Annotated in this window: 13 protein-coding genes; 2 read left to right on the top strand and 11 right to left on the bottom strand. The window is 34.4% G+C overall.

Annotation, left to right across the window (positions count from 1 at the left end; all coding sequences use genetic code 11):
* Positions 1–8: 8 nt before the first annotated feature.
* The 11 genes from nuoL to G5V56_RS02640 all read right to left on the bottom strand — a co-directional run bounded on the left by nuoL (position 9) and on the right by G5V56_RS02640 (position 9,876).
* On the bottom strand, positions 9–1,928 hold the full coding sequence (nuoL, locus tag G5V56_RS02690) for an NADH-quinone oxidoreductase subunit L (RefSeq protein ID WP_166960927.1): 1,920 nt from the start codon (positions 1,926–1,928) through the stop codon (positions 9–11).
* An 11-nt stretch (positions 1,929–1,939) separates the two neighbouring features.
* On the bottom strand, positions 1,940–2,257 hold the full coding sequence (gene nuoK, locus G5V56_RS02685; RefSeq protein ID WP_166960924.1) for an NADH-quinone oxidoreductase subunit NuoK: 318 nt from the start codon (positions 2,255–2,257) through the stop codon (positions 1,940–1,942).
* Entirely contained in the window at positions 2,254–2,778 is a 525-nt protein-coding gene (locus tag G5V56_RS02680; protein ID WP_166960921.1) for an NADH-quinone oxidoreductase subunit J family protein, read from the bottom strand. The genes nuoK and G5V56_RS02680 overlap by 4 nt, the downstream gene beginning before the upstream one ends.
* Before the next feature lie 4 nt (positions 2,779–2,782).
* On the bottom strand, positions 2,783–3,259 hold the full coding sequence (locus G5V56_RS02675) for a 4Fe-4S binding protein (RefSeq protein WP_166960918.1): 477 nt from the start codon (positions 3,257–3,259) through the stop codon (positions 2,783–2,785).
* 4 nt (positions 3,260–3,263) lie between these two features.
* Positions 3,264–4,328, bottom strand: a complete 1,065-nt coding sequence (nuoH, locus tag G5V56_RS02670) for an NADH-quinone oxidoreductase subunit NuoH (protein ID WP_166960915.1) — start codon at positions 4,326–4,328, stop codon at positions 3,264–3,266.
* A 10-nt stretch (positions 4,329–4,338) separates the two neighbouring features.
* Positions 4,339–5,463: an NADH-quinone oxidoreductase subunit D gene (locus G5V56_RS02665; RefSeq protein WP_240911198.1), complete on the bottom strand. Its 1,125-nt coding sequence runs from the start codon at positions 5,461–5,463 to the stop codon at positions 4,339–4,341.
* Complete coding sequence (locus G5V56_RS02660; RefSeq protein ID WP_166960913.1) at positions 5,463–5,924, bottom strand: NADH-quinone oxidoreductase subunit C; 462 nt, start codon at positions 5,922–5,924, stop codon at positions 5,463–5,465. Before G5V56_RS02660 ends, G5V56_RS02665 begins: the two co-directional genes overlap by 1 nt.
* A gap of 9 nt (positions 5,925–5,933) precedes the next feature.
* Positions 5,934–6,527, bottom strand: a complete 594-nt coding sequence (locus G5V56_RS02655; RefSeq protein WP_240911197.1) for an NADH-quinone oxidoreductase subunit B — start codon at positions 6,525–6,527, stop codon at positions 5,934–5,936.
* Complete coding sequence (locus G5V56_RS02650) at positions 6,518–6,868, bottom strand: NADH-quinone oxidoreductase subunit A (protein WP_166960907.1); 351 nt, start codon at positions 6,866–6,868, stop codon at positions 6,518–6,520. Before G5V56_RS02650 ends, G5V56_RS02655 begins: the two co-directional genes overlap by 10 nt.
* A gap of 135 nt (positions 6,869–7,003) precedes the next feature.
* The gene (locus G5V56_RS02645) at positions 7,004–8,017 is read right to left on the bottom strand and encodes a 2-oxoacid:ferredoxin oxidoreductase subunit beta (RefSeq protein WP_166960904.1); all 1,014 of its coding nucleotides are present in this window, start codon (positions 8,015–8,017) and stop codon (positions 7,004–7,006) included.
* Positions 8,018–8,019: 2 nt separating this feature from the next.
* On the bottom strand, positions 8,020–9,876 hold the full coding sequence (locus G5V56_RS02640) for a 2-oxoacid:acceptor oxidoreductase subunit alpha (RefSeq protein WP_206285857.1): 1,857 nt from the start codon (positions 9,874–9,876) through the stop codon (positions 8,020–8,022).
* Positions 9,877–10,033: 157 nt separating this feature from the next.
* On the opposite strand from G5V56_RS02640, the gene G5V56_RS02635 reads away from it, so the two are divergent.
* Both G5V56_RS02635 and nifJ read left to right on the top strand, forming a co-directional pair.
* The gene (locus G5V56_RS02635; RefSeq protein ID WP_166960901.1) at positions 10,034–10,384 is read left to right on the top strand and encodes a 4Fe-4S dicluster domain-containing protein; all 351 of its coding nucleotides are present in this window, start codon (positions 10,034–10,036) and stop codon (positions 10,382–10,384) included.
* Between the two features lie 299 nt (positions 10,385–10,683).
* Positions 10,684–14,217 (top strand): pyruvate:ferredoxin (flavodoxin) oxidoreductase, encoded by a 3,534-nt coding sequence (gene nifJ / locus G5V56_RS02630; RefSeq protein ID WP_166960896.1) that lies wholly within the window; start codon positions 10,684–10,686, stop codon positions 14,215–14,217.
* The last annotated feature ends 63 nt before the right edge of the window (positions 14,218–14,280 follow it).

The raw sequence follows: 14,280 nt of genomic DNA, 5'->3' as shown, positions 1-14,280 counted from the left end.
TAATCCATTTAGTTTGTCCATAAATAAATAAACACTAATGCTATGATGACAGCTCCCATAACAAATGAAAACGCATAATCTTGCACCTTACCAGATTGAATTCCTTTTATGGCTTTAGAAATCAATACAGTTTTGTTACCAATGCCTTCCATGGTACCATCAACATATTTTTTATCAAATTTTGCAATCGGTGCAGAAATATGTTTGAATATGATTTTCTTTGTGATGAATAAATATATTTCATCAATATAGAATTTATCACTTGCCCATCTATAAAAAGGGCCAAATGCCAGTGCGTATTTATCAGATAAGCTATTTTCTTTTTTATAAAACACCCACGCCAATACAATTCCAATTAAACCAACACCAGTTGCAATGGCAGCAAGTGGATAATTTAAATGAGCTTCAAAACCAATTCTATCTGGAGTAATCAATTCACTAAACGGAATGAAGCCTCCTACTGCACTAAGTATAGCAAGAACTATTAAAGGCCCTGTCATTGATAGTGGTGATTCATGAGGCGCATGCTCATATTGTTTTTCTTTACCCCAGAAGATTCCGAAATAAACTCTAAACATATAAAAGGCTGTTAATCCTGCTACAAAAACGCCTACGTAATAAATTAGTTTATTGTGTTCGAAAGCAGCTACTAAAATTTCATCTTTACTCCAAAATCCTGCAAATGGTGGTACCCCTGAAATAGCTAATGCAGCGATTAAAAACGTAATATTTGTAATGGGCATATACTTGCGTAAACCACCCATATCTTTTAAATAATTACTGTGTACTGCGTGAATTACAGAACCAGCACCTAAGAACAATAAGGCTTTAAACATGGCATGCGTAAACAAATGGAACATAGATGCCATATAGCCGACGCCTTCGTGACCATCATAACCAGAAACGCCTAAGGCTAACATCATATAACCGATTTGTGACATGGTTGAAAATGCCAAAACACGTTTGATATCGGTTTGAGTAATCGCTATAATTGCCGCAAACAATGAAGAAAAAGCGCCAACATAAGCAACCACATTCAATGCAAAACCATGTTCGACAAAATAAAACATTGGGAATAGTCGCGCTACTAAATAAACACCTGCAACAACCATGGTAGCTGCGTGAATTAAAGCCGAAACTGGCGTTGGACCTTCCATAGCATCAGGCAACCAAATATGTAACGGAAACATAGCTGATTTACCAGCACCTCCAATAAATATTAATAGTAATGCCCAAGTGATTACTGAAAGTCCCATGAATGAGGTGGAGGCCCAATTTAAAATAACCGCTCCTTCTGGGTTGTTTAAGGTTTCAAAATCATAGGTCCCAGTAAAATAGCCCATAATTAAAATCCCTATTAGGAATCCTAAATCGGCAAATCGAGTGACTATAAATGCTTTTTTTGCAGCTGAAACTGCTGACGGTTTGGTGTAATAATAGCCAATCAATAAAAATGAAGACACTCCAACCAATTCCCAAAAAATATAAATTTGAAAGAGATTAGTTGCCAAAACCAATCCGTACATAGAGAACGTAAATAGTGATAAATATGAGAAAAATCGGGTGTATCCGTCATCCCCTTTCATATATCCTCTACTGTAAATATGAACCATGAGCGATACAATGGAAACCACGATAAGCATCATGATTGAAATAGGGTCGATTAAAACACCCATATCAATATGCAATGTCTCTGTAAAATTCATCCATACACTTTTATTGACAAAGGTTTGATAAACGCCATCCACTTTTCCACTTACAAAAAAGTATTGATAGGCTGTATAAAACGATAATACGGCCGAAACAGACAACCCTAGAACTCCAATATAACCAGAAATTGCAGGTTTTATTCGTTTACTATTAAGTCCTAACAATAAAAATACTGCTAGTGGAATTAAAGGAATTAATATAGTGTAACTAATATTCATAATTCAACCTATTAATATTTCATGATTTCAGTGTCTTTAACCTCAACAGAACTAATCTGTCTGTAAAGATTAATTATTATGGAAACTGCCAAGGCTGTTTCGGCGGCTGCAACGGCTATAATAAAAATTGAAAAAATAACCCCTTGCAACATATCTGGGTATAAATACTTATTAATCACCACAAAATTTACCACAGATGCATTCAATATTAATTCAATAGAAATCAATACTGAAATCAAATTCTTCCGTGTTATAAAACCGTAAATCCCAATAAAAAACAAGATGGATGTTACCGTTAAAATCTCGTATATACTAATGCCTGCTATCATAACGCTTCGTTATTTTTGTCATTTAGTTTTCTTCCTTTAGCTATCACAATAGCTCCAATCATAGACGCTAAGAGTAATAAACTTATTACCTCAAATGGCAATATAAATCCGCCTGCATCGTAACTTAAAAGTTTAGCTCCTATATCTGCGGTAGACGTAGTAACGTTATTTTCTACCACATTAAAGTCATTATTATAAATGGTATATAAAAAAACGCCTAAACCTAATAAACATAACAAGCCTGTAAGGACTTTTCTTAATGGTTTAGCCATTTCTAGTTCCATTTCAATATGATGAACAAGCAGAACTGAAAAAATAATAAGTACTATAATTCCTCCTGCATACACCGTAAGTTGAATGGCTGCTAAAAAATTGTAATCAATTAAAAAATAAATACCAGCTATTCCGCACAAAACAAATAATAGGTATATTACAGAACGAAGCATTTTACGGCTGCTTACTGAAGCCACTGCAAATGCAATGATTATAACCGATAAGATGTAAAAAATATATTTTTCCATATGCTTAATCTTCTACGCCAGCTTTAACTTTTGATCCAGGCCTGTTTAAAACTTTAGTTAATTGTGTTCTATCATACGTTGAGTTCTCGTAATTCTGAGCCCAGACAATGGCATCGGTAGGACACGCTTCAATACACAAACCACACATAGTACATAATCCTAAATGGTAAACGTGTTTGTCTATAAATTTTTTCTTTTTACCTGTTGCTTCATCAATCCCTCTATCCCAAATGATTTCTATACTTCCATTGGGACAAGCCAGTTCACATTTTTGACAACCAGTACATTGATGTTCATTATTTTCATCATGAGGCATTACAACTTCACCACGAAAACGTTCAAACATTTTTAAGGTGTCCCTGTTATCTGGATATTGCTGCGTAATTGCTCCTTTTCTGGAAGTTAAAAAGTACTTACCGGTAACACTCATGCCGGTTAGCAGTGTTTTTATTCCATTATATATATCTGAAAAATAACTCATGCCTTTAAAATTTAATGGTTAAGTTCAACCAAACAATGATGGCCATTATCACGATGTTAACCAAGTTGATTGGTAACAAATATTTCCATTCAAGCGTTAATAACTGATCTACTCTTAAGCGCGGGAACGTCCATCTAAACCACATCATTAGAAATACTAATAACAATGTTTTTCCTAAGAACCAGAAAATACCTAACCAAGGAAGAGATTCGGTAATTCCGAAAGGTGATAACCAGGCTCCAAAAAATACGGTAGTAGCAATCGCAGCAATAATGAACATATTAATAAACTCTGCCAAAAAGAAATAGGCGAATTTCATTCCAGAATACTCTGTATGGAAGCCTGCTCCTAATTCAGATTCGGCTTCAACCATATCAAACGGTGCTCTATTAGTTTCTGCTGTTCCAGCAATCATATAAACCATAAACGCTATGATAGCGGGTACATGACCTTGTAAAATTAACCAACCATGTTTTTGAACTTCTACTATTTCTGATAATTGTAAAGTTCCTGTAATAACAATCATAGTTAATAATGACAACCCCACCGATAATTCGTAACTAATGGTTTGTACCCCACTTCGCATCGCTCCGATAAGTGCAAATTTGTTGTTACTACTCCAACCTCCTAATAAAATCCCAATAACACCAATAGATGAAATAGCAATTAAAAAGAAGATTCCTATATTAATATCGAAAGCTTGAAATTCTTGTGTAAACGGAAACACAGCTAATGCCATTAATGAAGATATAATGACAAAATAAGGTGCTAAATTGTACAAAAATTTATCGGCTTTAACAGTTCCTGTTAACTCTTTTGAAACTAGTTTTAAGGCATCTGCCATCGTTTGAAATAGTCCCCAGTATCCAACTCTGTTAGGTCCAATTCGCAATTGAAACCAGGCTGCAACTTTACGCTCAAGAAGTACTAAATACAATCCGGCAACAGCAAAAATTGCTAAATAAATCAAGGCAACTAAAGTCATTGCAAGAATACTTGCAACGCCTTCTGGCATCATGGTAATAAGCCAATCTTGAATTGTTTCTGTTATGCTTAAAGATATATTCATTGTGCTCATGTTATCTGTCAATATCAGGTATTACAAGATCTAGCGTAGCCATAGATGCTACTAAATCTCCTATTTTTCCACCAACTGCTATATGGTTTAACAATGATAAATTTGAAAATCCAGGTGAGCGGAATTTAACACGGTACGGATTTTTTGTTCCTGTACTAATAATGTAAACTCCTAACTCCCCTCTCGCTGTTTCTACTTTTTGATAAAACTCGCCTTTTGGTAATTTGATGACAGCGTTGGTTGCTACTTTATGTTCTCCTTCCGGAATATTATCAATCAATTGTTCAATGATTGCCATTGATTCCCACATTTCCTGAATTCTAACTTGGTATCTTGCAAACGTGTCTCCTTCTGTTTTCAAAGCCTCATTAAAAGTGACTCTATCATAAGCACTATACGGATGATGCTTTCTAACATCACATGAATAGCCCGAAGCACGACCAACAGGACCGGAAGCTCCGAAAGAAATGGCATCTTCTTTTGATAAAATCCCAACGCCTTTAGTTCTTTTTTGAAAGATGATATTACCTGTTAGTAAGGTATCATACTCTGGTAATTTTGTTTTGAAATGAGTGATAAACTCTTTAGTTCTTTTTACAAAATTTGGATGAATATCAAACATTAAACCACCAGGAATATTATAATTCATCGTGAGTCTGGCACCACAGGTTTCTTCAAAAATATCATTAATCATTTCGCGATCTCTGAAACCATAGAAGTACGTCGTTAATGCACCAACGTCCATACCCATAACACCCCACCATAAACAATGTGATGCTATTCTAGTTAATTCACTAAGAATAGTTCTAATCACTTGAACGCGATCTGGAATTTCTAATTGAAGCGCATTCTCAACAGTTAAACAAACAGCTTCGTTATTTATATGTGACGACAAATAATCCATTCTATCTGTAAGATGTACGATTTGCTGATAGCTGTCACGCTCGCACATTTTTTCAATGGAACGATGAATATAGCCTAAATCCGGCTCTACTTTTTTAATGATTTCACCATCAATGGTTAACAACAAACGTAACACACCATGCGTAGCAGGATGCTGTGGCCCCATATTAATAAAATATTCTTCTGATTTGAAATTACTCTTAACTGCAGTTGTTTCCATCATTATTTAATTACCATGTTAATCTCATCTTCATAGTCTTTTCTTAATGGAAAGCCTTCCCATTCCTCTGTTAAAAACAAACGTTTTAAATTAGGGTGATTATTGAATGTTATTCCGAAGAAATCAAAAACCTCACGTTCATGAAATTCGGCTGTTTTCCATATATCACAAACAGAATCTATTGTTGGATTTTCCCTATCGGCAGTTTTTACTTTTACAACAAGCATATGTCTGTGGGTTGTAGATTCTAAATGATACACAACACCTAATTCTGGTTGCCAGTCAACACCACTTAAACAGAACAAATAATCGAAACTAGTTTCTTTATTAGTCTTTAAATCTTTCATTAATTGATGAAGATGTTCGGGCGTAACTGTAATATTTAAAAATTGAGATTCTTCTTCAGAAAACTCTAAATCTGGAATCCAGCTACTTATTAAACTTTGTAAGGCTTCGTTAGTCATAACTTCTTATTATTTTCCTTCATCAAATCCATCAATAGGATTTTCTTTCTGCTTCATGTTTTCAGTTCTAATTTTATCTTGAAGCATGAGCATACCCTGCAACAAAGCTTCAGGACGAGGTGGACAACCGGGCACATACACATCAACCGGTATGACATGGTCGGCTCCTTTTACTACTGAATACGAATTATAAAAAAATGGTCCTCCAGAAATAGCACAAGCTCCCATAGCAATTACATATTTGGGCTCGGCCATCTGGTCGTACAAACGACGTAACACAGGTGCCATTTTATTGACGATAGTTCCTGCAATAATGATTAAGTCGGCTTGTCTTGGGGAAGGTCTTGCCACCTCAAAACCAAACCGTGAATAATCATGTCTGGCGGCTCCGGTTTGCATCATTTCTATAGCACAGCAACTGGTACCAAAGTAAAGCGACCAAAGTGAATTTGATCGCCCCCAATTGATTATTTTGTCTAATGAAGTAACAATCACGTTAGCTCCATTTCCTGCCGGAATAACTTTTCCGGGGAAATCTTCAGGAATTTCTTGATTTCTATATTCTGCTTGCGATAAATATCGTTCTTTGTCGTCTACTCCCATTTTAATGCTCCTTTTTTCCATGCATAAATTAACCCTAATCCTAAAATAAATAAGAAAACAAGTATCTCAATTATTGCTACAGACCCAAAGTCTTTAAAAACTACAGCCCACGGCACTAAAAATGCTACCTCTACATCAAAAATTAAAAATAAAATAGCAAAGAGGTAATAGCCAACTTTAAATTGCACCCAAGTAGGTCCAACAGTAACCATTCCGCTTTCATAAGGTTCTCGTTTTTGTGGATTATCTGATTTATGAGAAATTAAATTTGATAAGAAATTTGCTCCTGCAACTAATATAATTCCCGCTAGTAAAAATACTATAATCGCTTCTGATCCCATTTAAATGATCTGTTTTAAAAAATTCAAAATTAGTTGTATTAATTAACCTGAATACTAACATATGTCAGGTTTTAAAAATTAATTTTAAATACTATTTATTTTTAAAAAATACTCTATAATCTTAAGTAATAAAATTTATTTTACCATGTATATTTCTCCTGAAAAGAATAAATCGTTTGTTTTTGTAAACTTAGAATTTGCCTTCACCTGTCTTGTTAATTCATCTTCTCGTTCTTCAAGAGTTACGTCCTCAAAACTTCTGATGATTCCTGTTGCGACAGGATATTCTAACCGTACTAACATTTGATGCATTGTTGGATCCTTTTCCTTAGCATTATGGACTAAAATATCATCTTCAGTAATACCATTTTCGCCAATAGTCACCACTTCTAATTTCAGATTATTTAGAACCAATCCTTTGTCCCGATTTTTACCAAAAATCATGGGTTTACCATGCTCTAAATAAATCTGCTTATCTTCTTTTGTGTCTTTATTTGTAATATTACTATAACATCCGTCATTAAAGATAACACAATTTTGAAGGACTTCTATTAATGAGGTTCCTTTAAACTGATGTGCTTCAATAAGCATCTGTGTTATGTCTTTTGGTACATTCCCTCCTATTCTTCCAAAAAATCTGGCACCTGCACCTAAGGCTAACTCGCCTGGACGAAATGGTGGTTGTGTATTTCCGTAAGGAGACGATTTTGTTTTCTGACCAACTAATGATGTTGGTGAAAATTGCCCTTTTGTTAATCCGTAAATTTCGTTATTAAACAATACAATGTTTAAATCGATATTTCTTCTTAACACATGGATAAAATGATTACCCCCAATAGCCATCGCATCACCGTCACCTGTCATAACCCAAACACTCAATTCAGGATTAGCCAGTTTTACTCCAGTAGCAATGGCAGGAGCTCTGCCGTGAATGGTATGCATTCCGTATGTATTCATATAATAAGGAAAACGAGATGAGCATCCAATACCAGATACAAATACAACATCTTCTTTTTTCACGCCCATTTCTGGAAGTGCTTTTTGCATAGAACGTAAAATAACATAGTCATCACATCCAGGACACCATCTTACTTCTTGATCGCTAGCGAAATCTTTAAAAGTGTATTTTTTTTCAAGAGTTGCTTCCATAATTATTTTACTATTTTTTTAAATTCTTCGATAAGTTCATTGTTTCCAAAAGGTAAGCCTTGAATTTTATTAAATTGTAAAAACTCAATACCATTGAAATTAATTCTTAAAACCTTAGCAAACTGACCATTATTTAATTCACAAACAACAATTTTTTTGAATCTAGATAATAAGTCACCCGTATTTTTTGGTAAAGGGTTAATGTAATTGAAGTGAGCAAACCCAATGTTTTTATAACCTTCTTCGTTTATTTGTTTTACTGCAGAATGCAACGAACCATAGGTTCCTCCCCATCCTACCACCAACAAATCTCCTGAATCGGCAAATTCTGTTTTAATATCTGGAATATAATTTTGAACGCGCTTCACTTTTTCAGCTCTGATCTTCGTCATTTCTTCATGATTCTCTGGTGCTTGATTGACGTCACCAGTTACTTTGTCTTTTTCTAAACCTCCTAAACGGTGTTCAAAACCTTCTGTTCCTGGTATGCCCCAATTACGAGCCAGCGTGTCTTCATTTCGTGTGTAAGGATGCCAATCTTCTATAACGCCTTTAGATATATTGTTTTTAATTTCTGGCAACTCATCAATACTTTGTATTTTCCAAGGTGCCGATCCGTTAGCTATATAACCATCTGTTAATAATATAACAGGTGTCATATGTTCTAAAGCTAGTTTAGATGCTTGAAACGCAAAATCAAAACAATTGGCAGGTGTACTCGCCGCAATAACAATCACTGGACTTTCACCATTTCTGCCATACATAGCTTGTAATAAATCTGATTGCTCTGTTTTTGTTGGTAACCCTGTTGATGGACCTCCACGTTGTACATTAACTACAACCAATGGCAATTCCATCATCATAGCCAAACCTAAAGCTTCACCTTTTAATGCTAAACCAGGTCCGGAGGTTGTTGTAATCGCTAAATCTCCGGCAAAAGATGCTCCAATGGCCGAAGAGATTCCGGCAATTTCATCTTCAGCTTGAAATGCTTTTACACCAAAATGTTTGTGTTTTACCAGTTCATGTAATATATCTGTAGCTGGTGTAATAGGATATGATCCTAAAAACAACTCTAAACCAGATTTTTCAGCCGCTGCTAAAAATCCCCAAGCTGTAGCTGTATTACCCATAATAACTCTATAGGTTCCTGCTGCCATTTTCGCAGGGGAAATGGTATAGGCATTTGGAATTAATTCTAAGGTCTCAGCAAAATAATAACCTGCATTTAAAACCTTAGTATTAGCTTCTATAAGGTGAGGTTTTGTTTTAAATTTTTTATTGAAGAAATCAATGGTGTGATCTTTTTCTCTTCCATACATCCAATACACCATCCCTAAAGCAAACATGTTTTTACTTCGAGTAATTGATTTATTATCTAATCCTTCAACATCTTTTAACGCTTCTTTAGTTAACGATGTCATATCGACTTGAATCACTCTATAGTTATCTAAACTATGGTCTTCAAGTGGATTATTTTCATACTGTGCTTTCTCTAAATTCTTTTTAGTAAAAGCATTTGTATCAACTATAATAGTATGACCCGGCTTTAATGCATACAGGTTAGTTTTTAAACCCGCAGGATTCATGGCCACCAATAAATCTAAATTATCGCCTGGTGTACTCACTTCAACACTACCAATATGTACTTGAAAACCTGATACACCATATAAGCTTCCTTGTGGCGCCCTAATTTCTGAAGGGTAATTAGGGAAGGTAGCAATATCATTACCAAACATGGCCGACGTATCGGAAAATTGGGTCCCTGTTAATTGCATACCATCACCTGAATCTCCAACAAAACGAATAACAACGGCTTCTAACACTTCTGGTTGGAGCTCCATTTTTTCTGTTAACATAATCTATTTAATTTAGTTCAAATTCATTAAATGTTATTATATTTAATGTGATCAAAGATAATTTCACTTTTTAATATGAAATATGATTTATGTCATTTAAAAGAATTGAAATTAAGATTAATATTGCACTATATTATAATAAAAAACACTTTAAATTATGGCTATAATTATAACTGATGAATGTATAAATTGCGATGCATGTGTTTCTGAATGTCCTAACAATGCTATTTATGAACCAGATCAAAACTGGGCTTACTCTGACGAAACTGCTTTAAGCGGCTCCGTAACAACTCCAGATGGAAGAGAGGTTGATGCAGATGCAGAAAACGATCCAATTTCAGACGAATTTTACTTTATTGTTTCAGACAAATGTACTGAATGTAAAGGATTCCATGATGAACCACAATGTGCCTCAGTTTGTCCAGTAGACTGTTGTATCCCTGATGAAAATCATGTAGAGTCTGAAGACGAACTTTTAACTAAGAAAGCTTGGTTACACGGTGAATAATCTCACCATTATTTAAAACGGTTATTTTTATTCAAAATATTATGTTTTAAAAAATTAATGTTCACACAAGCATACTATTTTCTTTAGATTTTAGTATGACAAAAAAAGGTATAAACAAAAAGATGTTTATACCTTTTTTTATGTGATCCAATGAGTAACATCTTCTAAATATGATATATATCATAAAATAAAAACAACGCGTTTTTTTTCTGAACTGACATAAGTCATAGAATTAGTTATGCAATGTTTATAATTTCACCCCATATTAAAATTCTGAAAAATTAATTAAATATAAAATCATGGAAAAAGGATTTGAAAAACTCATTTGTGACGCTAATGAAGCGGTGGCCAGAGTAGCACACAAGACTAATGAAGTTTGTGCTATTTATCCTATAACACCAGCTTCTCCTATGGGTGAGCATGTGGATGTTTATAGTTCAAAAGGACAAAAAAATATTTGGAATAACATTCCTAGAATTGTTGAAATGCAAAGTGAAGGTGGTGCCGCAGGAGCAGTTCACGGTTCGCTTCAAGCTGGTGCGTTAACGACCACCTTTACGGCTTCACAAGGATTACTTCTTATGATACCTAATATGTACAAAATAGCTGGAGAATTACTTCCAAGCGTTATTCATGTTGCAGCAAGAACAATTGCTACACATGCGTTGTCTATTTTTGGTGATCATTCAGATGTTATGGCAGCCAGACAAACTGGATTTGCTATGTTATTTGGTAGTTCTGTGCAAGAAGCTCAAGATTTTGCTCTTATTTCTCAAGTAGCAACCTTAAAATCTAGAGTCCCATTTTTAAATATTTTTGATGGATTTAGAACGTCTCACGAAATTTCTAAAATAGATAGCATTCCAGATAGTATTATTAAGGCTATGATGCCCGAAGATAATATTATGGAGCACAAAAAACGCTCTCTAGATCCAGATCATCCTGTTGTTAGAGGAACATCTCAAAATCCGGATGTATTTTTCCAAGCTCGTGAAGCAGCGAACCCATATTATCAAAGAGTTCCAGAAATTGTTCAAAATACAATGGATGAGTTTTATAAACATACTGGCAGACGTTATAATTTGTTTGATTATATAGGTCATCCAGAAGCAGAGCGTGTTATAATCATTATGGGATCTGGTGAAGGTGCAGTTAAGGAAACTGTTGCTGAAATGGTTGAAAATGGCGAGAAAGTTGGTGCTCTTTTAGTTAGATTGTATAGACCTTTCTCTATCGAAGACTTTGTAAAACAACTTCCTAAATCAGTTAAAAAAATAGCTGTTTTAGACAGAACAAAAGAACCAGGAAGTATAGGTGAACCTCTTTATTTAGATATAATTTCTGCACTTTCTGAAAGTGATAGAGATATGCCAACAGTTGTTGGTGGCCGTTACGGATTATCATCAAAAGAGTTTAATCCTAGAATGGTTAAAGGTGTTTATGATGAATTATTAAAATCCAAACCTAAAAATCATTTTACCGTTGGTATTTATGATGATGTTACCCATACCAATTTAGAAATTGATAATACCTTTACAGTAAAACGTTCTACAATAAACTGTATGTTTTATGGTTTAGGTTCTGATGGTACGGTTGGAGCAAACAAAAACTCAATTAAAATTATTGGTGATACAACTGATAATTATGTACAAGGTTATTTTGTGTACGACTCTAAAAAAGCAGGTGCACAAACTATTTCTCACTTGCGCTTTGGTCCAAATCCAATTCACTCTACTTATTTAATTGATAAAGCTGATTTTATTGCAAGTCATCAATTTAACTTTATTGAAAAATACAATATGTTAGTTGACTTGAAACAAGGTGGTACTTTCTTATTAAATTCACCATATTCAAAAGATGAAATCTGGAATGAATTACCACAAAAACTTCAAAGAGAAATCATTGAAAAAGAAGCAGAATTCTATGTAGTTGATGCTAGTAAAGTGGCTCATGATGCTAATCTTGGAAAACGTGCTAATACGGTTTTACAAACTTGTTTCTTTGCTATTTCTGGTATCTTACCAAAAGAAGAAGCTATACAAAAAATTAAAGATGCTATTGTAAAATCATATTCTCATAAAGGAGAAAAAGTTGTGAAAATGAATTTCAACGCGGTTGATAAAGCCCTTGAAAATTTACAAAAAGTAGACTATCCTAAAGTATCAACAAGCGAGAAACATTTATTATCCGCTATGACTGATGCTCCTGATGGATTTGTAACAGAAGTATTAGAAAAAATATTAGCTGGAGCTGGTGATGAATTACCAGTAAGTGCGTTCCCTGTAGATGGTACATTCCCTACTGGAACTACACAATATGAAAAACGAGGAATTGCTGATTTTATACCTGTTTGGGATGATGAAAACTTATGTACACAATGTAATAAATGTGTGGCTATTTGTCCTCATGCAGCAATCCGATCAAAAGTAGTTTCAAATGATCTATTAGCTGATATGCCATCATCGTTAAAAGCAGTTCCCGCTAAAGGAAGACCTTTTAATGCTGAAACGGAATCTTATGTTTTACAAGTGTCTCCAGAAGACTGTACAGGTTGCGACCTTTGTGTGGCAGTTTGTCCTGCTGTAAGTAAAGAGATTGATGATTTTAAATCAATCAACATGACCAAAAAACTGGATGTAAAAGATAAAGAGATTGCTAATTGGGACTACTTTACAAGTCTTCCTTATTACGATCGTAATGAATTACAAATTACAAACGTAAAAGGATCACAATTCTTAGAACCTTTATTTGAGTTCTCTGGTGCTTGTTCTGGTTGTGGAGAAACTCCTTATATTAAATTACTTACTCAATTATATGGAGATAGTATTTTAATAGCAAATGCTACAGGATGTTCTTCTATATATGGTGGAAATCTTCCAACTACACCTTACAAAACTAATGAGTTTGGTAGAGGACCTGCCTGGGCAAACTCTTTATTTGAAGACAATGCCGAATTTGGATTAGGTATGCGATTAGCATTAACCAAAAAACAAGAAATAGCTGTTGATTTATTAAAATCTTTAGAATTTTTAGTAGGTAGTGAAATCGTAGAATCTATTTTAAGTAACCCAGAAGTTACAGAAACAGAAAAAAGCAAAAAAATAGCAGACATTGAAGAGCTTAAGAAAACTTTAAAAATTCTTGACAACAACGATGACGCCATTAAACTAAGCCAGTTAACCGAGTACTTACGTAAGAAAGCTGTTTGGATTCTTGGTGGAGACGGTTGGGCATACGACATAGGTTATGGTGGTGTAGATCACGTATTAGCTTCTGGCGAGGATATCAATATTTTGATCATGGATACCGAAGTATATTCAAATACTGGTGGACAAACTTCTAAAGCAACACCTCTAGGCGCAAGTGCTAAGTTCTCTGTATCAGGAAAACGAACTGGTAAAAAAAGTTTAGGACTGCAAGCTATATCATATCAAAATGTATATGTAGCTCAAATAGCCATTGGTGCCAAAGATTTACAAACACTTAAAGCTATAGAAGAAGCAGCAGCATATCCTGGGCCATCAGTTATCATTGCTTATTCTCATTGTGGTGAGCATGGTTATGATTTAAAACATGGTGCTGAACAACAAGAAAAAGCAGTTGAATCTGGTTATTGGCCTTTATTTAGATTTGACCCTCAACAACCAAAAGGGAAAAAATTTAGATTAGACTCTAAAAAACCAACAATTCCTTTAAGCGACTTTATGTATAACGAAACACGTTTTACCAGAGTTGTTAAAGATGATGCTGAATTAGGTAAATCATTACTTGCTGAAGCTCAAGAAGCTGTAGATTCTAAATGGGAACGCTTAGAGCTTTACAGAGATATGTAATTCTGTAAACCTAGGAGTTAACCTAACTTGAATATCTTAAAAGTTTATTCTAAATGCCATGAA

It is taken from the genome of Yeosuana marina (assembly GCF_011762485.1).
Classification (GTDB): Bacteria; Bacteroidota; Bacteroidia; order Flavobacteriales; family Flavobacteriaceae; genus Yeosuana; species Yeosuana marina.
This window is presented reverse-complemented; position numbering and strand designations above follow the sequence as displayed.